Genomic DNA, 23,079 nt, shown 5'->3' with positions numbered 1-23,079 from the left:
GACCGGTCAGTCAACCAGATTGACGTCCGCCATCAGGTCTCCTGCCGTTTCCTGCAGCGCTTCGGACAGGTCAGACGGATCGAGGTCAACCGGCAGACGCAGATCGGCCCTTGCCTTGAACATGGCTTCGCCCTGCATGGAGCCCGCCGCGACCTCGGTTTCGAGATGTTCGATGCTGACGCCCTTTTCGCTGAGCACATGCGTGATATCACGCAGGATGCCCGGATGGTCCTGCGACACGAGATCGAGACGGGCCGATGCCCCGACAGGAGTCTCGTCGCCGTCCTTGTCGGAGCGCAGGGTGATGTCGATGCCGTCGGCAGAAAGCGCCTCCAGCTGGCCGACCAGTTCCTTCGATTTATCCGCGGCAATGGCAACCCGGACAATGCCGGCGAACTCGCCGCCGAGCCGCGCCATGGAGCTTTCAATCCAGTTGCCGCCCAGGCCGGCGATCACTTCCGCCATGCGTTCCACAAGACCGGGCCGGTCCTTGGCAATCACCGTGAATACAAGATGCGTTTGCATGCCGCCTCACTCTCTGGTCAAACCGAATGGGATCACTAGACAATTTCCACGTGTTCAACACAAGACAGGATTTTGTCGCTTCCGTCTGTGGCCGAAGCGTCGTACATCCGACATAATAGCGACACTCATCCGGTCTCAAATAAGTTCCGGTGACGGCTCAAGGGCTTGGTCGGTCAGGTTTTGACTTTCAGGATATCGAATGCAGCAGATTGAACGGCGCCGTGTGGACAGGTTCTGGCTCAAACTCATCGAACGCCCAGCGGTTTTTCTACTCCTGGTCGTAATCGGCCTCGGCATGCTGCCCGTTGCCGTGTGGATGGACCTGCGGACCATTTCCGACGCCTCCTTGAAATCGCAGGCCATCGATCTCGACGTCGCCATCAGCCGGATCCGGACATATTATTCGCAAAATGTCGTCGGCCGCGTTCTGGACTCGGACGGCGACATCACGCCGACCCACGAATACCACCAGATGCCGGGCGGCATTCCCATCCCCGCGACCCTGTCGATCGAGCTTGGTGAAGTGATTGGTGGCGATACGCGCAACTTGAGCTATCGCTTTGTCTCGGACCTGCCCTTCGAGGAACGCGCTGATCACCAACTGACCGATTTCGAAAAGACCGCGCTTGCCGATTTCCGTGTGACGCGTGATCCGAAGGACATTGTCATCGGTTATGAGGGCTCGATCTTCGACCGCCGGATCCAGATTGCCTCGCCGGTCATGCTGGGCGCATCTTGCGTTTCCTGTCACAACTCCCATCCGGAAAGTCCCAAAAAGGACTGGAGTGAGGGCGATGTGCGCGGCATCCAGGCCATCACCATCAGCCAGCCGATTGCGGCAAACCTCTGGTCCTTCAAGTATCTGCTGCTCTATTTCGCCGGTGCCGGGGCCATCGGCGCGGCCGTGACCGCGCTGCAGTGGCACCAGGCGACCCGCTATCACAAGATGAACATCGACCTTGGACAGGCCAATACCGAGATCGCACATCTGAATGAGCAGCTGAAGTCGGAGAACCTGCGCCTGGGAGCCGAGATCGAGGTTGCCCGGCAGATCCAGATGATGGTGTTGCCGACCAAGGATGAACTGGGTGGCATTCACCAGCTGGAAATCGCCGCCTTCATGGAGCCCGCCGACGAGGTCGGCGGCGACTATTACGACGTCCTGCAGCTGGATGACAGGGTCAAGGTCGGCATCGGTGACGTGACCGGTCACGGGCTGGAAAGCGGTGTCCTGATGCTGATGGTACAATCCGTCGCCGTCGCGCTGCAGGAACGCGGACCGACCGATCCGCGCCAGTTCCTGGCAGCGCTCAACAGCGCAATCTGCCGCAATATCAAGCGCACCAAGACCGACAAGCACCTGACCCTCTCGTTCCTCGATTTCGAACCGGACAAGGTGACCCTCTCGGGCCAGCACGAGGAACTGATTGTCCTGAAAGCGGACGGCACCTGCGAGGTTATCGACACGGTCGATCTGGGCTTCCCGATCGGTCTCGACGACGATATCGCGCCATTTATCGAAACCAGGGAACTGGCCTTCGCCCAGGGCGACATCATCGTGCTCTATACGGATGGGGTGACGGAAGCCGAAAGCCCGGACGGGGACCTTTTCGGACTGGACCGCCTGATCAAGAGCGCCTGCAGCCACAACACGCCCAGCGCCACCCGCGTGCTCGAAGGCATCCTTGCCGACCTGAAATCCCATATCGGTACGCAGGTTGTCCATGACGACATCACGCTGCTGGTCATCCGGCATACGTGAGGCCTTAGTAGCAGATGCTTGTGGCCACCGGTTCATGTGGCCTCTTTAGCAAAATGCGTGTCACCCGGGACAAGCCGAGCGCAGACCCGCGGCCTACTCGCAAGGCCACTTGCTGACGCTGCCGGCACCCAATTCAAAGACTGCTGCAATACACAGCCACTATGGACGTGCGTGGTGCCCGGCTCTCCGCTGCGCTGCGGCCACGGTAACACCGGAGGCCTGTCCAGGCCTTCAAGAGACGCTGCCGTGTTGGCCCTTGCTGTGAATTCCAGCCAGCTTCCAGCCAAATCGAGAGAGTCTCCACGGGTGTCACCCCGGGCAAGCGGAGCGAGACCCGGGGCCTACTCGTTTCCAGAGAGCTTGGTCACATCGCAGGGAGCGTCCTCAGCGTTTTGGACGTCTTGTGCTTCAGCAAGCGGGCCTGCGAGTAGGCCCCGGCTCTCCGCTGCGCTGCGGCCGGGGTGACACAGAGGAAGAACGCCCGCCATTTATGACAGAACCAAACCGCTGTCCCTACGCTGCCGGTCCCGCCTCGCCACGCCGCTTCATTCTGTCAGTGTCATCAACGCAATGAGTTGATGACACTGGTGTTTGCTGCACACCTGGCGACCAGGACGGGCGTTCGAAGGATCCGGGCGCCGTATCAGCGCCCGGAAAGTGCCTCCTACCCCAGAGCCCGGCGCAGCACGGGGACGCGCTTGACGATCAGATAGTCCAGCGCCAGCACGGTAAGAAGCGTGATCCCGACCAGCGGAAAGGCCAGCGACAGGAACAGCATCAGGATCATGGCCCCGCGCCAGTGCGGAAGGTCGTCCGGTGACTTCGGAGCAAAGATGCGCAAGGCCGCGCCCTTCGGACGGCGCAGCCACCACATCACCAGTCCGCTGACACACAGGAAGATCACCGACAGGCAAAACACGGTGTTCAGCACGATGTTCCAGAGACCCATGTCGCCTTCGTGAAAGGCGATGCCCACAGCCATGCCCTTGGCGGCAAGGGAATAGTCGGCAAAACCGACATCCGCCAGGATCTTGCCGGTATACTGGTCGAGATGCACGGTGCGGTCGACCATCGGGTTTTCAGAATCGTTGCTCATGGAATCCTGGTTGATGGTCCAGACCCCCGCGTCACCGTTCGGAAAACTCACCCGGAAACGGCCTTGATAGCCGATGGCCCGGCCGAAGGCGGCAACGCTGTCGAGATTGACCGCGATGCCCTCCGGGATCGCATCCAGACCGGCATCGGACCCGGAGGCCGGCATCAGGGTCTGTTCAAGTCCCCAGGGCACATCCTTGATGGCACCGTGGTTCATGGACGCATGGGTTTCATCGGACAGCGGAACGTTGAACCATTTTTCTGCCGGGAACGTGCTCCAGGCCTGGACGAATTTTTCCCCCCAGATACCTGCCCAGGCCAGCCCGCTGACCAGAAACACCAGCAGGATCAGAGCCACATAGGCACCGACCACCTTGTGCAGGCTCTTCCAGAGATCACGGCCCCGCGCCTTGAGTTCCGGCACGAAGGAGGATCGGTTGCCGGCGCGCGGCCACCACAGATAGAGCCCGGTGACGATCAGAACGATGCTCAACCCGGCCGCAACCTCGATGAGCCGGTCGCCTGTTGTCCCGATCAGCAAGGTCCCGTGAATGTCGTTGAAAAGATCGTACCAGCCGTCGCGGCGGTTCCAGGTTTCAATGACAGCCCCGGCGTAAGGGTCGACGGCCACCATGGTGTTGGTGCCGGCCTCGTTGACGCGAAAGACGTTTGCGCCTTCGGCGCTTTTCGCTCCGATCCACTCGACCAACCTGGCCTCGTCACCAAAGCCGGCAAGGGCCGCCTCCGACTGCGCCGACAGGCTGACCGGATCACCGCTGGCGGTCACGGTGATCTTTTCACCGTCACGGCCATCAAAGACGGCGATATACATCATGCCAAGGCCGGTGACGGCCAGCATGATAAGGAAGGGAACGACATAGATGCCGGCGTAGAAGTGCCAGCGCCAGGCCGCAAGATAAAAGCGGCTTTTGCCGGACGCAGCTTCGACGTCTGAGGGAAGTGTGCTCATGGGATCTCCAGACCGGCGCAGCACCGTGCCAGTCAGGCTGGTGTGCTTTCCGGTTCAAACTGAATTCGAAATAGGGATGACGGAATTCAGATGACGGCCGGTGGCGCTCTTGCGCCGAGCCGGCTGGAGAAGGCCTGAAGACGCAGGCCGGGTGCCTGAATGGTCGAAAGCCGTGTCGCCGCGGTGGCAATCGGGCAGATCCGGACCGGACTGCAGCAGCGCAAGGACCGAGGAACTGGCGAAGAGACAATGCCCGGCACGCGGATCATCCTCGTCTGCCGGGGCGTCCGGAACTTCATTGCCGTTGGCGTCCAGCGTGACGGTGCGCAGGCCATCGGTTGTACAGAGCGTGACGGTGAAAGTGCCGTCTTCTGCGACGGAGGGCATATAGCCCTGGGGCAAGAGGGCGGCCAGAAGCAACGGCAACAGCAGCAGTGTTGCCACCACCTGTCTCATGTCCGTCTTTGCCTTTTGAATACGCCGCACGCCCCTGCCCTCGTTGTGCTAATCGCTCTCTAGTCCAGTTCTTCGGGAAACACAATTTGGTTTGCCCGGAAAATCGGGAAAATTGACGATGCATTGCCGAATGTGAATAGCGGTCATGTGGGCAAATGGACTAATGCATGTCGCTTTCCTGCTTGATCCGGCAAAGGGCCTCTCATAAGGTTGCCGCCACCTGACGGCGTCCCCTTTCATGGGACTGAAAGCGATTCCGGATGCGGTTGACCCAAACAGGGGACCTAGGCCGGAGCTGTCCACGGCATAAACGGACGTGCGGTTGTCGAACCGCATGCCGCATGTGTTTGCTTTCACCCCTGGTCGCCGACGCCACCGTTTGCCGTTTCCGGCACCTGCCACCTGGGGGAGAGACATGACCCGATATCTGACATTTGCCGGCCTGGGCGCCGTTCTGCTGCCGACTTCCGCCTATGCCCATGCCGGGCACCTGGGCGAACTTGCCGGTCATGCCCATTGGGTCGGCGCTGCCGCGCTCGCCGGCGCGGCCCTGGTTGCGGGTGTTATCGCCCTGAAGGACCGGAAGAAAAAACAGGACGAAGCTGACACCGAAGCGAAGGCCGACGATGCGGAACCCGCCGGAGAAGCAGCACAATGAGTGAAAAACTCGGACTGATGATCTGCGGCCATGGCAGCCGCAACAAGGGTGCTGTCAAACAGTTTGCACAGCTGGCGGAAGGCCTGAAGGCCCGGTTCCCGGACTGGCCGGTGGAATACGGCTACCTGGAATTCGCCAATCCGGTGATCCATGACGGCCTGAACAAGCTGCGGGAGGCCGGCTGTACGCGCGTGCTTGCCGTGCCCGGCATGCTGTTTGCCGCCGGCCATGCCAAGAATGACATCCCCTCGGTGCTCAACACCTATCAGGCGATGCATCCTGAAATGACCATTTCCTACGGCCGGGAACTGGCCGTCGACACGCGCATGGTCAAGGCCGCCGCAGCGCGCATCCAGGAAGCGATCGACGCCGCCGACAGCGACGTGCCGCTGCACGAAACCCTGCTGATGGTGGTCGGGCGCGGCGCTTCCGATCCGGATGCCAATTCCAACGTCACCAAGATCACCCGCCTTTTGTGGGAAGGCTTCGGCTTCGGCTGGGCCGAGACCTGCTACTCCGGCGTGACTTTCCCGCTGGTCGGACCCGGCCTCGAACACGCGGCCAAGCTTGGCTACAAGCGCGTCATCGTGTTCCCGTATTTCCTTTTCACTGGCGTGCTGGTGCAGCGAATCTACGGCACGACGGATGAGGTCGCCGCCAATCATCCGGATATCGAGTTCCTGAAGGCCGGTTACCTGAACGATCATCCGCAGGTGATCGACACCATGGCCGACCGGGTGCAGGAGATCCTGCAGGGCGCCAACCTGATGAACTGCCAGATGTGCAAGTACCGGGAACAGGTGCTCGGCTTCGAGGCGGAAGTCGGACTCGCCCAGGAAAGCCACCACCACCATGTGGAAGGTCTCGGAGCGGAAGCCGAGTGCCAGCTTTGCGAGGAGTTCTGCACCGGCGCCTGCGAGAAGCAGGTCCGCGCAGGTGGTCATCATCACCATGACCATTCCCATGATCACAGTCACGGACATGGGCATCACCATCATGACCACGGGCATGAACATGATCACGGGCATGCCCATGATCATCACCATCACCCCTATCCGCATGCGGACCATCCGCACGGACCGAAATCGCTGAACCGGGAAGGTTAGGCGCGCCGTGAGCACCGACCCGATGCCGTCCTACGACTATGAAAAGGACCCGGCGGCGATCTACCGCCAGTCCTTTTCGATCGTGCGGTCGGAAGCACAGCTGTCGCATCTGCCGGACGGGCTCAAACCCGTTGCAGTGCGGTTGATCCATGCCTGCGGCATGACAGATCTGCCGCACGATCTCATGTGGTCGGACGATGTTGTCGAGGCGGCTCAAGCCGCGTTTGCCGGTGGTGCCGCAGTGTTGTGCGACGTTGAGATGGTGGCCCATGGCATCATCCGCTCCCGACTGCCCGAAGACAGCGACGTGATCTGCACGCTGAACGACCCGCAGGTGCCGGTGCTTGCCGAAAAACTCGGCACAACACGCTCGGCAGCGGCCATCGAACTCTGGCGGGATCGGCTGGACGGTGCGGTTGTTGCTGTCGGAAATGCCCCGACTGCGCTCTATCATCTCCTGGAAATGGTCGCGGCAGGCGGCCCGAGACCGGCTGTCGTACTCGGTTTTCCGGTCGGCTTTGTCGGCGCTGCGGAATCCAAGGACGCACTGGCCGACAACCCGTTCAGCCTCCCCTATCTTGCCGTAAGCGGTCGCCGGGGCGGCTCCGCCATGGCAGCCGCTGCGGTCAACGCCCTTGCCGCCGGCCTTCCGGAGGAGCGCTGAGGTGGCAGACAGGAGCCCGAAAAAGCCGCTCAAGTCGGTTGCCGGCAGCAGACCCATGCGCTCGCGCGGATTTCTCTCCGCGCCCGGTGGGCAAGTTTCGGTCTCGAACGCGGAGGCCGGCGACATGGATGAGCCCCAGAAGCACCACCGCTCCAGAGGCGCACGCCAGGTGTCGGTCTCAACCGACGGCAAGCCCAGGGACCTTTCGGTGAAGCCAGTGATCCGGCCCTACACGCTGGAGGACACATGAGCGCGCCCTGGCTGACCCTTGTCGGCATCGGCGAGGATGGCGTTCTTGCACCCGGCGGTGCAGACGCGCTGGCCCATGCCGAGATCGTTTATGGTGGCACGCGTCACCTGGAACTGGCCGATGAATTCACCGCTGAAAAACGCACATGGCCGAGCCCGTTTGCCACGGTCTTTGCCGATCTCGCGGCTCTCAAGGGCAGACGGGTTGCGGTTCTGGCAACGGGCGATCCGATGTGGTTCGGGATCGGTGCTTCCCTGCTGAAACACTTCCCAGCCGCGGACTTGCGTGTTCTGCCCTCGCCATCTGCCTTCCAGCTGGCGGCCGGTCGCATGGGCTGGGCCTTGCAGGACACGGAGTGCCTGTCCGTTCACGGCCGTCCGGTCGACCTGCTGCGCGCAGCGCTTTACCCCGGTGCGCGCCTGCTGGTGCTGACCAGCAATGGCGAAACGCCGCGTCAGGTGGCTGACCTGCTGGCTGACGAAGGTTATGGGCGAACGCGCATGACGGCCCTTGAGCATCTCGGCGGTTCGCGCGAGCGATGCATTGACGGCACGGCCGAAGACTGGTCGCAGGACGTTGCCGACTTTCATACGCTGGCGCTGGATGTCCTTGGCGATCCGGGTACACGCTTCCGGGGACGCACCCCGGGCCTTGCCGACGAGGCCTTTCGCCATGACGGCAAGATGACCAAGCAGGATATCCGCGCCGTGACGCTTGCCGAGCTGAACCCCTATCCGGGCGCGCTTCTGTGGGACGTCGGTGCAGGCTGTGGATCGGTTGCCATTGAATGGCTGCGCGCTGCCCCGCGCACGCGAGCTGTTGGCCTTGAGCCTCACGCGGAGCGCCGCCAGATGGCCGCGGAAAACGCCGTCGCGCTCGGCGTGCCGCATCTGGAGCTGAAGGACACAACGGCCCCGGCCGGCCTTGAGGGCTTGCCGACCCCGGACGCGATTTTCATCGGCGGCGGCCTGACCGCTGACGGTCTTGTTGATGGCTGCCTGAAGGCGCTCAAATCCGGTGGCCGCCTCGTCGCCAATGCCGTAACGCTGGAAAGCGAAGCCGTCCTGCTCGCTGCCTATCAGCACCTTGGCGGTGATTTGAAAAAACTATCCGTCCACCGGGCCAGTGCTGTCGGTGGACTGACCGGCTGGCGGCCGCTGATGCCTGTCACCCAATGGAGCTATACCAAGCCATGAGCGGCACCCTTTTTGGCATCGGTCTCGGCCCCGGCGACCCGGAGCTGATGACCCTGAAGGCCCATCGCCTGATTTCCTCTGCCAGGGTCATCGCCTATCCGGCGCCCGACAGCGGCGAGAGTTTCGCCCGTTCGATCGCCGCAGATGTGATCCCGGCCGGCGCCAGGGAAATCCCGATTGTCGTGCCGATGCGCGTCGACCGGTTTCCGGCACAGGAGATCTACGACAAGGCGGCAAGCGAGATTGCTGCCGTTCTGGAGACCGGTCAGGACGTCATCACGCTGTGTGAAGGCGACCCGTTTTTCTTCGGCTCCTTCATGTATCTGTTCGAGCGCCTGTCCGACCGTTTTTCCATCGAGATCGTGCCGGGCGTGACGTCGCTCACCGCCTGTGCCGCCCAGTTGCGGCGGCCGCTGACGGCGCGCAACGATGTTCTGACCGTCATTCCCGGCCCGCTGCCGGATGTCGACATCTCGCAAAAGATCGAAGAAGCCCAGGCAGTTGCCATCATGAAGGTCGGCCGTCACCTGACGCGTCTGAAGGCCCTTCTGGACCGGATGGGCCTCCTGGAACGGGCTGGTTATGTCGAACGGGCCAGCCTGCCCGAACAAAAGGTTCATCGCCTCATTGACGTTGAGGCAGACACCGCTCCTTACTTTTCCATGATCCTCATCTACAAGGGAGACGAAGCGTGGACGCTTCCCCCATCCTACTCGTCCTGAACGAGGCCGGCCTCGGCGCCGCAGAAGAAATCGCCAAACGCTTTTCCACCGCCCGCATCCACGGGCTGGCGGGGCGCGTGCCGACGGCGGACACGCAGTTCAACGAGACCATCGACCATATCCAGCTCCTGTTCCAGGCGGGGCACCCGATCGTCGGCTTCTGCGCCAGCGGCATCCTGATCCGTGCGCTTGCCCCGCTGCTGTCCGACAAGACCACCGAACCGCCGGTGATCGCGGTCTCAGAAGACGGCTCCAGCATTGTGCCGCTGCTCGGCGGCCATCGCGGTGCCAACGAACTGGCAAGGCTTCTGGCCAAGGCGCTTGGCGGCCACGCTGCGGTGACTACCGCCGGCGACACCAAGCTTGGCATCGCGCTGGACGAACCGCCCAAGGGCTGGCGTCTTGCCAATAACGAGGATGCCAAGCCGGTCATGGCCGAACTGCTGTCCGGCGCTTCCGTGCGCATCGAAGGCCGGGCCGACTGGCTGCGCGAGGCGAAGCTGAAGGAAGAAGACGAGGCCGCGATTTCCCTTGTCGCGACCGAAGAACCGGACGAGGGCGGCCCGACCCGGCTTGTCTACCATCCACAGCGCTATGCTGTCGGTGTCGGCAGTGCCCGTGGCTGCGAGCCACAGGAACTGATCGATCTGGTCGAAGCTCAACTGGCCGAAGCGGACATCGCGCCTGGGGCCGTTGCCGTGGTCGCCACCATCGATCTGAAGGCCGACGAAGCAGCCGTCAATGCGCTGGCGGACCATCTGGATGTGCCCTTGCGGGTCTTCACCGCCGAGGAATTGCAGCGCGAAACGCCGCGCCTGAAAAATCCCTCTCCCGTCGTCTTCAAGGAAGTCGGCTGCTACGGTGTCTCGGAAGGGGCCGCGCTTGCCGCGGCCGGGCCTTTCGCGACGCTGAAGGTGGAAAAGCAGAAGACCGAAAACGCCACCTGCGCCATCACCCGCTCACCGAAGACCATCGATGTCTCGATGGCAGGCCGACCGCGCGGCCATCTTTCCGTCATCGGCATCGGGCCGGGCAAGGACGACTGGCGCACACCGGAGGCAACGAAGCTTCTTGCCGAGGCGACCGATGTGGTCGGCTATTCGCTTTATCTGGACCTGGTCGAAAACCACATCACCGGCAAGAAGCACCACAATTTTCCGCTCGGTGCAGAAGAGGACCGGGTGCGTTTTGCCCTGGAAGAGGCCGGAAAGGGCAAGAATGTCGCTCTGATTTCTTCCGGCGATGCCGGCATCTACGCCATGGGTGCGCTGGTCTATGAACTTCTGCACCGGAACGAGGAATATGGCGGTGTGTCCGATGCCGCCAAAAGGGTCAGCGTCACCAATGCACCGGGCATTTCCGCGCTGCAGGCCTGTTCGGCCCGCATCGGTGCACCGCTCGGCCATGACTTCTGCGCCATTTCGCTCTCCGACCTTTTGACCCCCTGGGAAGTCATCGAGAAACGTCTGAAGGCTGCGGCTGAAGGCGACTTCGTGATTGCCTTCTACAATCCGGTCTCCAAACGGCGCCGGACCCAATTGGCAGCTGCCAAGGAAATCCTGCTGGAACACAGGTCCGCAGCGACGCCCGTCATTCTCGGGGTCAATCTGGGCCGGCCGGAAGAAACCATCCGGGTGACCAACCTGCATGCTCTCAGCGTCGATGATGTCGACATGCTGACCACAGTGCTGATCGGTTCGACCAACACCCGCACCGTGATGCGCGGCGACGGACAGCCCTTCGTCTACACCCCGCGCGGGTATGCCAAGCGGATCGATGCGCCGCGGCCGGAAAGCCCGGAGCCTGAAACAGCCCCGGCTGAGACCACGGAAGACACTGCCCCGGAAGACGCCCCCAAAACGGAAGAAACAACATGACCGTCCATTTCATCGGCGCCGGACCGGGTGATCCGGATCTCATCACCGTGCGCGGCCTGAAGCTGATCCAGTCCTGTCCGGTCTGCCTCTATGCCGGATCGCTGGTGCCTGAACAGATTGTTGCCGCGGCGCCGGACGACGCCCGTGTCATCGACACGGCGCCCATGACGCTCGATGAGATCATCGAGGAGATCAAGGCGGCCCATGCCAAGGGCCAGGATGTGGCCCGCGTGCACTCCGGCGACCCGTCCATCTATGGCGCGACAGCAGAACAGATGCGCCGGCTCAACGAACTCGGCATCGATTATGATGTCACCCCCGGCGTGCCGGCTTTTGCCGCGGCGGCGGCCGCGCTTAAGAAAGAGCTGACGATCCCGGAAGTCGCGCAGAGCATCATTGTCACCCGCACGGCGATGAAATCCTCCGCAATGCCGAACAACGAGGACCTTGACACGTTCGGCAAGAGCGGCGCCACGCTTGCCATTCACCTTTCGATCCGCAATCTGCGCGAAGTTGAACGCCAGCTGACGCCGCATTACGGCGCGGACTGTCCTGTGATTGTCGCCTATCGGGTCGGCTGGCCGGACGAGGCGTTCATTCACGGCACCCTGTCAACGATTGCCGACAAGGTGCGCGCCTCGAAGATCACCCGCACCGCGCTGATCTTTGTCGGCCATGCCCTGGAACCTGACGCCGATTTCCGCGACAGCGCGCTATACGACGCGGACCATGTGCACGTGCTCAGACCGAAGAAGAAGGCGAAGGCGTAAGCAGGCGGTGTCCCGTTGACAGGCTGCCGGTTCATTCGGCAGCACCATTTCATCTGCGGGCATATCCGTCCCGGTCGCGTGACGGTTGCTGCGATCAGTGATGACCGCCGTGGTCATGACCGTTTCCCGTGTCGTAGCCGCGCAGCCTCGCATAAAGCATCTTCTGGTGCCGTGTCAGCAGTGGCGCGGTTTCCAGATGCGCTTCAAGATGTGTCTGCCGCAGCTGGGCACGCAAGGCTTCGGCATCGGCCAGCAACCGCTTCAGGACCTCAGGCTCGGCGGACTTGTCCGAGAACGCATTTTCAAGCTGCAGTTCTGCCTCGATGTAGAGCGCGCCCAATCGGCGGGCTTCGGCGTTCATGTCAGCGTAGATGGCCTCCACCCGGGCCCTTGTTTCCGGCGACAGCTGAAGGTCTTCGGCCGCTTCCAGCACATGGGCGGGCCCCGGATATCCATTCAGTTCGGCTGGTTTGGCCAGCCCCCAGCCGCGACCGGCCTGCAGATCCTCGACATCCTTTTCGGACAGGGACTTGATCTGGCGGGTTTCTTCCCCGGCATAGGGTTGAAGGAGGGCGGCGCCCTGAGCGTAAGAAAAGTGCGGGAAACAGAGGCACATGCCAATTATGGCGAAAGCCTTTTGTGGGATTATCGGCGCCATGCATGCTTCCCGCAGGTCGATAGGGCTTTGTAGGACAAGTGTGGCAAAGTTCGATGCTATCTCATATGATCCGGATCATATGTTTGAGGTTCGATCCACAGCTGGTGCCCATGGAGACCTTCACGGACATTCTGAAACAGGCCGGGCTGGAGGCGCAGCCCCTGTCCCTCTCTTCGGGCGAGCATCTCTTCTGGACCGGTGACCGCATCACCCGCCTGTATTTTGTCCTGGGCGGTTCGATTACGATGGTGCGCACCCTCGAAACCGGCCAGGAAGTTGTCGTTCAGCGTGCCAGTTCCGGAGAGTTGCTGGCCGAAGCCTCCCTCTTCGCCGAGCGCTATCATTGCGACGCCATCTGTGAGACAGATGTCGACTGTGCCGTTTATGACAAGCAGGCCCTGCTCGCGACGCTGGCCCGTCCAGACGTGTCTCTGGCCATCCTGAAGATCTATTCCCGATCAATCCGGGACCTCAGATCCCAGATCGAGCTGCGCAACATCAAGCGTGCCGACGACCGGGTCCTTGCCTATTTGTCGCTGTTGCCGGCCAGCGAGGATGGGTGGCGAGACCCGGAACTGGCCTGGAAGGATATCGGCCGAACGCTCGGCCTCACCCATGAGGCCATCTACCGTGCTCTTGCGTCACTGGCGAAGTCTGGCCGGATCGAGCGGGTGGACAACCGGTTCCGATTGCGGCGAGAAGTTTGATTGCTGCAAGCCGCTCGCCTAATCTGCCATCCGGACCACCGCAATCGGAGACCTTCATGCCTGACGAAAACCCTCTCTTGAAACAGGCAACCCTGCTGGGTGGTGACCCGGATGCGATCCGGGAATTCTACGAGAACTGGTCGGAGCATTACGACACGGATCTGCTTCTGAGCATGGGCTATGTCGGGCCGGAAATCGCCGCTGAGGCCCTGGTCCAGCACGTCTCCGACACGGCCCTGATCCTGGATGCCGGCTGCGGCACCGGTCTGGTCGGCATTGAGCTCATCAAGCGCAAATGGGACCTGACGATCGACGGCATCGATCTGACCCCTGCGATGCTGGCGCAGTCCCGGTCCAAGGGCGCCTACCGCAAGCTGAACCTCGCCGACATGGCCGGGCCGCTGTTCGAGATCGACGACGATATCTATGACGGCGTCGTCTGTGCAGGTGTCTTCACCGCCGGACATGTCGGCCCCGCCGGCATTGACGAACTCATCCGCGTTGCCAAGCCGGGCGCGCCCATCGTGCTGACCGTGCGTGACATTGCCTGGGAAGCGGACGGCTTCAAGGACAAGATCGAAACGCTGGAACAAGAGGGCAAGACCCGCGTGGTTTCAGTGACCGAGAGCCCCTACCACACCAAGGAAAACATCTTCTGCCAGCTGGTGGTGCTGGAGGTGGTTTAGGTCGCGTAGTTTGTTCCGGGTCACTCCAATCGGCTCCGTTGAGCAGGACGGACAGGATTTCGAAACCAAAAATCAGTTTCCGAGCTGCCAGGGCTCAAGTACCGGTTTCCAACTCATCAGCGAGTTTCCTCAAGAACCCGGACAAGTTTGGGTTTTGAGTGTCCAGACGATCTGCAAATTTCAGGGCAATCCCCGCTTCACCTGAAGTTGCTCCAGATTGCGCGACGATGTCCGGGAGCGCCAAACCGTCCGCCCACATTTCCGCAGCCCAGGCTACATTCTCACCGCCGTCCAGGGCGATTGCCCCTCCCGCCAGTGCGACGCTATCACAGTCGTCAGCCGGTCCGATGGCCGACAGACAGATCTCTGCAATGCAAGGTGCTGCTTCATCGAACCAGGTCTCGAGTTTCTTCAAGATGATCATGTCGTTTTCAGTCAGTCTCCGACCCGCGGGCACCCAGGAGTGAGCGTGGTCGGAGACCTCTAGCGCCAGACCTCTGTATTTTCCTCTTGGCCCCTTGCCGTCGCACCCTGTGCCATGCGGCGCCACCGCACATCTCAGGACCAGAGAAAAAAAGCACAAGGCTTCCCTGGGCATGCTCGGCAAACGCTGAACGATGTCCAACAACCAGGGCAAGGCCGCATATGTGACGGGATAGACATCATCCTGATGGTGGAGTTCTTCCCAGAACAACTCTCTTGCCAGATCGTCGTCCCAGCGGGTCTTCAGGCTTTCCAGAATGCCAGGAACATTCCGGACACCATAGGGGCCATACAGTCTGCTCCAGACAGGATCATTCAAAGATAGTTTCACTGGCTTCCGGGCTCACCTGCCGTTTCGAGACTGATGTTTACTAAACATCCTCTGGAGACTATCCAACAAGGCATTCGTATTTTTGACAGTTCGGATGACGACTTGCCCCTGTTCCGTCGACAATATCGGGGGCGTCAACAAGGTCTTCAGTTGCAGACGGCTAACCGGACCTGGCAATCACATGGGCATAGGAGCCCATGACGGACCCGGCGCGCAATCCCATATCGGCCAGCCGATTGCCTTCAGCGTCTTCCGCCTCGAACAGGCGCTCCGCCGCGCCTTCCGAGACGATCGAGGCATAGTGGAACTCATGCGCCGAAAGTGCGCCTGACCAGGGCAGTTCGGTGAGCGGCCGAAGCTTCCGATAGCCGAGATGACGCTTGCGGGCCTGGAACGAGGTCTCCAGCGGCAGCAGGCCGAGCATCTCGTGCCGGTGTCCGTCCGCATCGATAAGACCGGTGCCAAGCGTCATGTAACCTCCGCACTCGCCATAGATCAGCGTCCCCGCCCCTGCCGCACGTTTCAGACCGGCCTTGAAGCGCTCCGCCCGGGCGAGGCGCCCTGCATGAAGTTCCGGATAGCCGCCCGGCAGATAAATCGCGTCTGCATTCGCTGCTGGCGCCTCGTCGGCAAGCGGAGAAAAGAAAGAGATCTCGGCCCCGTCTTGCCGCCAGGTTTCCAGAAGATGCGGATAGGAGAAGGCAAAGGCAGTGTCCCTGGCAACGGCGACCTTCTGCCCGAGCGTGGCAGGCAGTTGCTTCTTGCCGGTTCCTTGCGGACCAAGGCTTGCAGCCATCTTGTGCAGGCGCGCCAGGTCGACATGATCGCGGCAAAGGCGGGCCGCTCCGTCCAGAAACCTCTCCAGATCCGGATGTTCGCCGGCCTGAACAAGCCCCAGATGGCGCTCTGGCAAGACCAGGTCCTTTGAACGCGGCAGGGCGCCCAGCACCTCGATGTCCTGCGGCGCCAGGGCCTGCCGCAACATGGCCTCATGCCGGGCGCTGCCGACCCGGTTCAAAAGGACACCGGCCACAGAAACATCGTCCCGGAAGGTCCGAAAGCCCTGAACCAGTGCGGCAACGGACTGGGCCTGCTTGCCACAATCCACCACAAGGACGACCGGCAGGCCCAATATTGAAGCCAGATCGGCCGCCGAGCCCTTGCCATTCGCTGCCCCGTCAAAAAGCCCCATGGCGCCCTCGACCAGAAGCAGGTCCTGCCCTGCCGCGTGATCGCGCGCCAAGGACCTGAGTGTTTCCGGTGTCATCGCCCAGGCATCCAGATTGACGCTGGCGGTGCCACTTGCGGCTTCATGAAAGCGGGGATCGATGTAATCGGGGCCGGATTTTCCCGAGGCGACCCTGAGGCCCATGTGCTTCAAGGCTCGAAGCAGTGCCAGGGTCAGTGTTGTCTTGCCCGCACCGGACGACGGCGCGGCAATCAGGAAACCGCCGGGAGTAAACGCGGTTGGATCAGCCGGCATCGACCGAGCGGCGGTCCTGCCGCAGTCCCAGCGGATCGCTTTCCAGAACCCTGCCCGACAGCGCCCCAAGCCAGTCCAGCCCGCTGCGCAGGCGCACCACCTCGCCGACACAGACGATGGCCGGCGGCTCGATATTCGCAGCTCTGGCATCGGCGAAACACCGGCCGAGCGTTGTTTCCAGAACCTCTTGCCCGGCTAAGGAAGCGTTGCACACGATGCCCACAGGCTCGTCCACAGACCGTCCACCGGCTATCAGTTTGCCGGCTATCGTCTCAAGATGCTTCATCGCCATGTACATGACGATCACGGGAGAGCCCTTGGCGATCCCGTCCCAATTGACCGCGTCCGGCGTCAGGCCGGTCTGGTCATGGCCGGTCAGGAAGGTGACCGCCTGGTTGCAGTCGCGGTGCGTTGCGGGAATGCCGGCATAGGCCAGACCGCCGATCCCGGCAGTGATGCCCGGAATGATCCGGAAGGGCACGCCGGCTTCCACCAGACCGAGTGCCTCTTCCCCACCGCGGCCAAAGACAAACGGATCTCCGCCTTTCAACCGCAGAACCCTTTTGCCCGCGCGGGCATAATCGATCAGTTTCAGCGTGATGTCGCGCTGCTTCGGGCTCGGCTTGCCGCCACGTTTTCCGGCATAGTCCGTTATGGCACCCGGTTTCACCCAGTCCAGAATGCTCTGGTCGACCAGGGCGTCGTAAACAACCGCGTCCGCCTGGCGCAGGCCGTTCAGCGCATGCAACGTCAACAGGCCCGGATCGCCCGGTCCCGCACCTGCAAGCCATACCCAGCCCGGTTCAAACACCGGCAACCCCTTCGGCAGACTGTTGTTCTCTGTAGTGCCCGTCATATGTCCTGTTTACCTGCGCAAACAAAGGCAGCCAAGCAAAACCGCGATCAAAAACAAAAGGATTACGACATTTTATCGCGCAGGTGCTGCCAGGGGCAGAAAAGCGGAAATGCATCGGATATAGAAACCTGATGTCGAAGAATGAGCCAAAAGAACTGCGACGCGGCTGGACGACCGGCGCCTGTGCGACGGCGGCGGCCAAGGCCGCCTATTCGGCTCTTCTGAGCGGGACGTTTCCCGACCCGGTCGACATCACCCTGCCGCGCGGCGGAACCGCCGCCTTTGCCCTGACCCGGCACGATCTGTCAGACGGCAGGGCGCAGGCAACCATCACCAAGGATGCCGGCGACGACCCGGATGTCACACACGGGGCGCTGGTCACGTCCACCGTGCGGCTGTTGCCGGAAGGGTCCGGTGTGCGTTTCAAGGCCGGAGACGGCGTCGGCACGGTCACGAGACCCGGCCTGCCGATCCCGCCGGGAGAACCGGCGATCAACCCGGTGCCGCGCCAGATGATGGAAACGGCCATTTCCGAAATCGCGTCCCGGCATGGCGCACCGGGCGATGTGGAAATCGAGGTTTCGATCGGCGGTGGCGCAGAGCTTGCCCTGAAGACCATGAACCCCAGGCTCGGCATTGTCGGCGGCTTGTCCGTTCTGGGCACCACGGGCATCGTACGCCCGTTTTCCTGCGCGGCCTGGATCGCCTCCATCCACCGGGGCATCGATGTCGCGCGCGCCGTCGGTCTCACCCACGTGGTCGGCGCTACCGGCAGCGCCTCGGAAGACGCGGTCAGGCACCGTTATGAACTCGACGAGACCGCCTTTCTCGACATGGGAGACTTTGCGGGCGGGCTCCTGAAATATCTGCGCAGTCATCCGGTGGAGAAACTCACACTGTCCGGCGGATTTGCCAAGTTCACCAAGCTGGCCCAGGGGGCGCTTGATCTGCATTCTGCCCGAAGCTCCGTCGACTTCGGATATTTGCAGGATCTGCTGGTGGAAACCGGCGCGCCTGACGATCAGGTCGCGGATGCCCTTGAGGCCAACACGGCCAAGGAAGTGCTCGACCGCGCGCTCACCGCCGGTGTCGACCTGAGCACGCCGCTGGCACGGCGCGCGAAGGCCGCTGTGCGCGACATCCTGAGAGATGCGCCAATCGCTGTTGAAGTCCTGATCACCGACAGATCCGGCAAGGTGATCGGCGAATGCGGATTTGACGATGACGCATGACCATATCCTGCTTCTGGCCGGCACCCATGAAGCACGCCAGCTGGCGCGCGCGCTTTCCAAGACCTTTCCCGAGACCCGGCTGACAGCCTCGTTTGCCGGCGCAGTCTCGGATCTGCCGGACCTGGGCGTACCGACCCGGGTCGGTGGCTTTGGCGGGGTCGACGGCTTGCGCGCCTATCTGGCAGCCGAGGCTGTCACGATCATCGTGGATGCGACACATCCTTTTGCGGCACAGATGAGCCGCAATGCAGCCGCAGCCGCCGACCTCCCCCTGGCGACCTTGTTGCGCCTCGACCGGCCCGGCTGGACAGCGGAATCCGGCGACACCTGGCAGTCGTTTGGTACTCTCAAGGAGGCTGCGGCTGCCTTGCCAACAGGGGCGAGGGTATTCCTGTCGGTCGGGCGGACGGACATCGGACTTTTCACACATCGCACGGACCTTTTCGGCCTGGCGCGCATGATCGAGCCGCCCTCCGAGCCATTGCCGCCTCATTGGCAGCTGATCCTGGCTCGCCCGCCACAGGCGGTTGAAGAAGAGCTCTCGTTGATGGAAACACACCGGATCACGCATCTGGTGACCAAGAACAGCGGCGGCACCCGTGCCTTTGCCAAGATCGCAGCCGCCCGCAGACTGTCGCTGCCCGTCTTCATGATCAGCAGGCCGGATTTGCCCGAGGCCGAAACGGCGGGCTCCGTTGACGAAATGATCGCGCTGGTAAAGGGCCATTTAGGCCCGGTTGCAGATTAGGCGCTTTTTTCGGACCGGCCGTATTTGAACCTGGCCACCGCGAAGAGGAAACGCGGAATTCCGATCACATAACGATGAAACAGCCGGCGCGGTTCCTGCAGCAAGCGGAACAGCCATTCCAGCCCGGCCTTGCGGACAAAGCCGGGTGCCCGGACGACCGCCCCAGACATGAAATCAAACAGAGCACCGACGCCGATCGCAACCGGTACCGTCAACTGATCCCTGTTTTGCGTGATGAAGAATTCCTGACGCGGATTTCCCATGGCCACCAGCAGCAGATCCGGCCTGGCCGCATTGATCTCCGCGCAAATGTCCGAGATCTCCTGCTCCTGGAAAAACCCGTTTCGGCAGCCGACCACCAGATGGTCCGGGAAACACGATTCGATATGCTGCTTGGCGCCGCGCACCTGATCTTCCCTGGCTCCAAGAAGATATATCCGCAACGGAATACCGATATGCGCCAGGACAAAGGGAAGAAGATCAGTACCGTTCAGGTTTGCCGGAAACGGGCGTCCATTGAGAAACCGGCTTGCCAGATTCAGACCGATCCCGTCATTCAGGAGCGTCATCTTCTTCAAGGTGTCTGCATAGTCGGGATTGTCCAAAGCCGTCAGAACGGTGTGAGCATTGCAGATGGCAATGTCGAGCGGTCCCCGGTGCTGGACCGCTTCGCAAATCAGTGCGACAGCTTCCTCTGAGGTGAGACCCTCCATTGCAAAAGGTCCCAACATCAGTTGGCTGTTGGCCGGTCTTCCCGAGTTGACGTTCTTGTCTGTCTGCAGCATTCCGATCCCGAAAATCTCTTGTGCCCGATCCTCTTCCAGAAACTGGTGATTTCGGAACCTACCTTGTAGACCATGACAATTGCTAAATGTGAGCTAACGTCTGTTCCCTGTTCAAGGAAAGGTGAGCTGGCAGCAATTTCACACAGAGGCGGCCAAAGAAACCCCTCTCCAGAACTGCCGAATGCGACAGGGAGGCCAGGGTATCAGCTCCCAGCATCCTTGCCGCAAATGCATTGGGCAGACGTTTTTGTTTCCAGGTTCCAATACCTAGGCAATGTCGCCGCGCGAGAGGCAACTCTCGTAGAGCGCGGAATAGGTTTTCGCCGTTTGCGCCCAGGAATAGGTTTGCACCGCGTCCATCAACGCTATTTGACTATCGGCAAGATTTTCGTCCATGCGCGCATGCAGGGACTGAAGCTTCCGGGCTACTGCATCTGCGTCCGAAAAATCGCATAGTTCCACATCGCCATGTTCCTCTGCAAAGGCCCTGTAGGCTTCATTCGGTTGAACCAGCGGTATCAGCCCTGCGCTCATAGCCTCTATGAGTGCCAGTCCGAAGCCTTCATACTCAGATGCACTCAGAAAGAAGCTGGCCCGTTCCAGGGCCTGACGAATTTCGTCGACCGGCAGACCGACACTGATCTTGACTGCCTGCGTCAGATTGCGCGCGGCGACCATGCTCTCCAGCTCCTCGCCGGTGATGTCGAACGGCACCCCGAAGATCTCCAGTCGCCACTCCGGATCTTGCGCAGCCAGTTTGGCGAACATGTCGAGGAGCAGGTCAAGGCGCTTGTTGTTCGAAAAGCGTCCAATTGTGACAGCCCGCCTGCTCAGGGTTTTCGACGCCGCGCCAGAGAACTTTTCGATGTCTACGCCGTTGAAAATCAGGCGCACACGTTTGCCGGCAATTTTCGAGAAGGTCTCCCGATCGCTTTCACTGCAGCAAACGACAGCCCGATATCCGGTCGCGGACGCACGCGTCAGTGTCTGAAACCAGATCTTCTTGAGCGTCGCATAGGCTTGCGTGTGAAAGAAACCGCCATGTGTTGTGACAAACAAAGGCTTCTTGTGCAGGATCCTTGTCGCGGCGAGCGCATCAAACGCAAAGTCTATTCCGTGCACATGTACAATGTCTGCAGAGCGGATAGCGCGCCACAGTCCGGGCATGACCGGATATCTGGTCGATCCAAGGAACGGTATGCGTTCGACTTCAACGCCGTCGATAACCTCATGGGCCGCGAGCTTTGTCTCGAGATCGGAAAAAACCCGGTCGCATGTCACAACACGGACCTTCGCGAACATGCCGCGTTGCTGAGCAGCGAGACTGGCGACGAATTCCTCCAGGCCGCCAATGCCGGGTGCATATTGGCGGACGACATGGACGATCTCCTGCCGGGCAAGGAACGGCGACGTGTGCATAGAACCTCGTTATAGTCGGATGGACGAACCCTGGTGCGCGACGACAGGCTCGTCCGGAGCACGGAAAAGCACCACAAAACCAGTAACAAATCCTTCACGGCGTCAAGCTATCAAGAGGACCAGAGCCAGGGACGCTGGAACAATAACACCGAGGCGCAAGAGGTGTATAAACAGGTTCAGGCGTCGCGCCTGCTTGCCCAACCGAGCTTCAAGAGCTGGAACCCGAATTGAAAACCGGACTTCATTCTCAGATCGCAGCGTCCCCCAAAACGTTGAGCGGCCACTTATCCTGCACCTGAGCGCGGACTACCCGAGCCCGCATAGAGGCCCGACGACAACCGCCGTCAAACGCCTTGTTGAAGGCATCCCCGAAGCCGACCATCTTGTTGTCTCGCTCTTCAGAACCTCAGACCCGCGCAAAGTCAGATTCATTGACTGCGGGACGCAAAACGGCGTCCGGCTGATTGCTTACCGGTATTTCGCCCCGCCCATGGGCATGCTGCTGGCGCACTGCATGCGTGCTGTCGCACGAAGGGTTCTGCGCTTTCTGGAAACGGAGAAACTTCGCCCATCCACGGTCCATGCCCACAAGTTCGCCTTTGAAGGCATTGCGGCGCTCTGGCTCGTCGACAATTGCGGCTATGAGCTGCGGATGCTGGTATCGGTGCGCGGCGAAGCCGACCAGAAGGTCCTTCTTTACAAGCGAACCTACAGACGGTTGTTGCAGCGCATCGCAGATCGCGCCGATCTCATCTATCACGTTTCGGCCTGGTTCAGGCCGACAATGAACCGATATCTCGATATTTCGCCGTCGAAACAAACGCTTTTGCCGAACATCGTCGCAAACACGACGACCCCACCGGCTTCTCACCCAGCAGAGCCGCGGTTTGTTTGTGTTCTCAATTTGGACATTCGCAAGCGGAAAGGTCTGCGTGATGTGCTGGTCGCATATGCCGAGTTTCAGAAGACGCATCCGAATATCGGCCTTGATATAATCGGCCATGGACGCCCGGAAAGCGTCGACGACGTCACGAGACAGGTCCGGGATCTCGACCTGGAGCAAAATGTCAGGCTGATCGGGCGCCTGTCCGGTGAAGAGCTCTTCGTCCGGTTGCCCTCCTACCTGGCCCTCGTTCTTCCAAGTTTCAACGAGACTTTCGGAATGGTGTATGTCGAAGCGCTGTTTGCCGGTATTCCGATCCTTTACGGACGCGGCACGGGCATTGACGGATATCTTGAGGACTTGCTGGTTGGCGTCGCCGTAACGCCGGGCAAGACTTCCGAAATCCTGCAAGCGCTAGGCGAGCTATCCGGGAACAACACGGCCTATCGCGAGGCCATCAGCAACGCACGGGGCATCTTGTTCGAGCGGTTTGCTCAAGTCAACATACTGAACAGATATCGGGCGGACCTGTTGGATAGCCACGCACATTCGACCCAAGCGGCGCAAACGCCATGAGTTGGAAACCCGCTTACAGGCTGACAACATTTGCCACAGGCATTCTTGCACTTGTTCTCTGCGTCATTCTGCTCGCGCAGCTTTTGACGCGGCCACACTCCGCTCTTCCCACGCAAATACCAAAGGCGCAGAACCAACCGACCGCCCAGAGCGACCAGAGCGCCCAGAGCGCCACGGTCGA

22 protein-coding genes and 2 pseudogenes are annotated in these 23,079 nt (G+C 61.2%); 15 read left to right on the top strand and 9 right to left on the bottom strand.

Features of this window, described 5'->3' with window-relative positions; all coding sequences use genetic code 11:
• Nucleotides 1-6: 6 nt before the first annotated feature.
• Complete coding sequence (locus CHH27_RS23575; RefSeq protein WP_094073765.1) at nucleotides 7-525, bottom strand: glycine cleavage system protein R; 519 nt, start codon at nucleotides 523-525, stop codon at nucleotides 7-9.
• 199 nt (nucleotides 526-724) lie between these two features.
• Between CHH27_RS23575 and CHH27_RS28385 the strand changes: the two are divergent.
• Nucleotides 725-1,339 (top strand): annotated as a pseudogene (locus tag CHH27_RS28385) (DUF3365 domain-containing protein); the annotation flags it as partial.
• 141 nt (nucleotides 1,340-1,480) lie between these two features.
• Nucleotides 1,481-2,287 (top strand): annotated as a pseudogene (locus tag CHH27_RS23570) (PP2C family protein-serine/threonine phosphatase); the annotation flags it as partial.
• A 664-nt stretch (nucleotides 2,288-2,951) separates the two neighbouring features.
• Here the strand turns inward: CHH27_RS23570 and CHH27_RS23565 are convergent.
• Nucleotides 2,952-4,352 carry a PepSY domain-containing protein gene (locus CHH27_RS23565; protein ID WP_094073764.1) on the bottom strand — a complete coding sequence of 467 codons (1,401 nt, stop codon included), beginning with the start codon at nucleotides 4,350-4,352 and terminating at the stop codon, nucleotides 2,952-2,954.
• 54 nt (nucleotides 4,353-4,406) lie between these two features.
• On the bottom strand, nucleotides 4,407-4,796 hold the full coding sequence (locus CHH27_RS23560; RefSeq protein WP_198338282.1) for a hypothetical protein: 390 nt from the start codon (nucleotides 4,794-4,796) through the stop codon (nucleotides 4,407-4,409).
• Between the two features lie 427 nt (nucleotides 4,797-5,223).
• Between CHH27_RS23560 and CHH27_RS23555 the strand changes: the two genes are divergently transcribed.
• From CHH27_RS23555 to cobM, 8 genes are read left to right on the top strand one after another with little or no spacing between them, the layout of a single operon-like run.
• Entirely contained in the window at nucleotides 5,224-5,466 is a 243-nt protein-coding gene (locus tag CHH27_RS23555; protein ID WP_094073762.1) for a DUF6732 family protein, read from the top strand.
• Complete coding sequence (locus CHH27_RS23550) at nucleotides 5,463-6,572, top strand: sirohydrochlorin chelatase (protein WP_094073761.1); 1,110 nt, start codon at nucleotides 5,463-5,465, stop codon at nucleotides 6,570-6,572. The genes CHH27_RS23555 and CHH27_RS23550 overlap by 4 nt, the downstream gene beginning before the upstream one ends.
• A gap of 22 nt (nucleotides 6,573-6,594) precedes the next feature.
• Entirely contained in the window at nucleotides 6,595-7,236 is a 642-nt protein-coding gene (locus CHH27_RS23545; protein ID WP_094074964.1) for a precorrin-8X methylmutase, read from the top strand.
• A gap of 1 nt (nucleotide 7,237) precedes the next feature.
• Entirely contained in the window at nucleotides 7,238-7,486 is a 249-nt protein-coding gene (locus CHH27_RS23540; RefSeq protein WP_094073760.1) for a hypothetical protein, read from the top strand.
• A complete protein-coding gene (cbiE, locus tag CHH27_RS23535) occupies nucleotides 7,483-8,682 on the top strand; it encodes a precorrin-6y C5,15-methyltransferase (decarboxylating) subunit CbiE (RefSeq protein ID WP_094073759.1) in 1,200 nt (399 codons plus the stop codon). The genes CHH27_RS23540 and cbiE overlap by 4 nt, the downstream gene beginning before the upstream one ends.
• Entirely contained in the window at nucleotides 8,679-9,404 is a 726-nt protein-coding gene (cobI, locus tag CHH27_RS23530; protein WP_198338281.1) for a precorrin-2 C(20)-methyltransferase, read from the top strand. The genes cbiE and cobI overlap by 4 nt, the downstream gene beginning before the upstream one ends.
• Entirely contained in the window at nucleotides 9,374-11,281 is a 1,908-nt protein-coding gene (cobJ, locus tag CHH27_RS23525) for a precorrin-3B C(17)-methyltransferase (protein WP_094073757.1), read from the top strand. The genes cobI and cobJ overlap by 31 nt, the downstream gene beginning before the upstream one ends.
• On the top strand, nucleotides 11,278-12,051 hold the full coding sequence (gene cobM, locus CHH27_RS23520; protein ID WP_094073756.1) for a precorrin-4 C(11)-methyltransferase: 774 nt from the start codon (nucleotides 11,278-11,280) through the stop codon (nucleotides 12,049-12,051). The genes cobJ and cobM overlap by 4 nt, the downstream gene beginning before the upstream one ends.
• A 94-nt stretch (nucleotides 12,052-12,145) precedes the next feature.
• On the opposite strand, the gene CHH27_RS23515 is transcribed toward cobM, so the two are convergent.
• Nucleotides 12,146-12,709: a hypothetical protein gene (locus CHH27_RS23515; protein ID WP_208988348.1), complete on the bottom strand. Its 564-nt coding sequence runs from the start codon at nucleotides 12,707-12,709 to the stop codon at nucleotides 12,146-12,148.
• An 83-nt stretch (nucleotides 12,710-12,792) separates the two neighbouring features.
• Here CHH27_RS23515 and CHH27_RS23510 point away from each other — a divergent pair, with 83 nt between their 5' ends.
• Complete coding sequence (locus CHH27_RS23510; protein WP_157739073.1) at nucleotides 12,793-13,416, top strand: Crp/Fnr family transcriptional regulator; 624 nt, start codon at nucleotides 12,793-12,795, stop codon at nucleotides 13,414-13,416.
• A 56-nt stretch (nucleotides 13,417-13,472) separates the two neighbouring features.
• Nucleotides 13,473-14,102 carry a class I SAM-dependent methyltransferase gene (locus CHH27_RS23505; RefSeq protein ID WP_094073753.1) on the top strand — a complete coding sequence of 210 codons (630 nt, stop codon included), beginning with the start codon at nucleotides 13,473-13,475 and terminating at the stop codon, nucleotides 14,100-14,102.
• Between the two features lie 94 nt (nucleotides 14,103-14,196).
• Here CHH27_RS23505 and CHH27_RS23500 read toward each other — a convergent pair whose 3' ends face one another.
• The 3 genes from CHH27_RS23500 to cobA all read right to left on the bottom strand — a co-directional run bounded on the left by CHH27_RS23500 (nucleotide 14,197) and on the right by cobA (nucleotide 17,255).
• The gene (locus CHH27_RS23500) at nucleotides 14,197-14,526 is read right to left on the bottom strand and encodes a hypothetical protein (protein ID WP_094073752.1); all 330 of its coding nucleotides are present in this window, start codon (nucleotides 14,524-14,526) and stop codon (nucleotides 14,197-14,199) included.
• 550 nt (nucleotides 14,527-15,076) lie between these two features.
• On the bottom strand, nucleotides 15,077-16,399 hold the full coding sequence (locus CHH27_RS23490) for a cobyrinate a,c-diamide synthase (protein ID WP_094073750.1): 1,323 nt from the start codon (nucleotides 16,397-16,399) through the stop codon (nucleotides 15,077-15,079).
• Entirely contained in the window at nucleotides 16,389-17,255 is an 867-nt protein-coding gene (gene cobA, locus CHH27_RS23485) for a uroporphyrinogen-III C-methyltransferase (RefSeq protein WP_094073749.1), read from the bottom strand. Before cobA ends, CHH27_RS23490 begins: the two co-directional genes overlap by 11 nt.
• Nucleotides 17,256-17,386: 131 nt before the next feature.
• Here cobA and CHH27_RS23480 point away from each other — a divergent pair, with 131 nt between their 5' ends.
• On the top strand, nucleotides 17,387-18,487 hold the full coding sequence (locus CHH27_RS23480) for a cobalt-precorrin-5B (C(1))-methyltransferase (RefSeq protein ID WP_094073748.1): 1,101 nt from the start codon (nucleotides 17,387-17,389) through the stop codon (nucleotides 18,485-18,487).
• Nucleotides 18,477-19,235, top strand: coding sequence for a cobalt-precorrin-6A reductase (locus CHH27_RS23475; protein ID WP_198338280.1), 759 nt, complete (start codon nucleotides 18,477-18,479; stop codon nucleotides 19,233-19,235). Before CHH27_RS23480 ends, CHH27_RS23475 begins: the two co-directional genes overlap by 11 nt.
• Here the strand turns inward: CHH27_RS23475 and CHH27_RS23470 are convergent.
• The gene (locus CHH27_RS23470; protein WP_208988347.1) at nucleotides 19,232-19,948 is read right to left on the bottom strand and encodes a WecB/TagA/CpsF family glycosyltransferase; all 717 of its coding nucleotides are present in this window, start codon (nucleotides 19,946-19,948) and stop codon (nucleotides 19,232-19,234) included. The genes CHH27_RS23475 and CHH27_RS23470 overlap by 4 nt on opposite strands.
• Before the next feature lie 339 nt (nucleotides 19,949-20,287).
• Nucleotides 20,288-21,439 carry a glycosyltransferase family 4 protein gene (locus CHH27_RS23465; RefSeq protein WP_094073745.1) on the bottom strand — a complete coding sequence of 384 codons (1,152 nt, stop codon included), beginning with the start codon at nucleotides 21,437-21,439 and terminating at the stop codon, nucleotides 20,288-20,290.
• On the opposite strand from CHH27_RS23465, the gene CHH27_RS23460 reads away from it, so the two are divergent.
• The gene (locus CHH27_RS23460) at nucleotides 21,372-22,898 is read left to right on the top strand and encodes a glycosyltransferase family 4 protein (protein ID WP_094073744.1); all 1,527 of its coding nucleotides are present in this window, start codon (nucleotides 21,372-21,374) and stop codon (nucleotides 22,896-22,898) included. The genes CHH27_RS23465 and CHH27_RS23460 overlap by 68 nt on opposite strands.
• Nucleotides 22,899-23,079: the final 181 nt, after the last annotated feature.

Source organism: Labrenzia sp. VG12 (genome assembly GCF_002237595.1).
GTDB lineage: Bacteria > Pseudomonadota > Alphaproteobacteria > Rhizobiales > Stappiaceae > Roseibium.
This window is presented reverse-complemented; position numbering and strand designations above follow the sequence as displayed.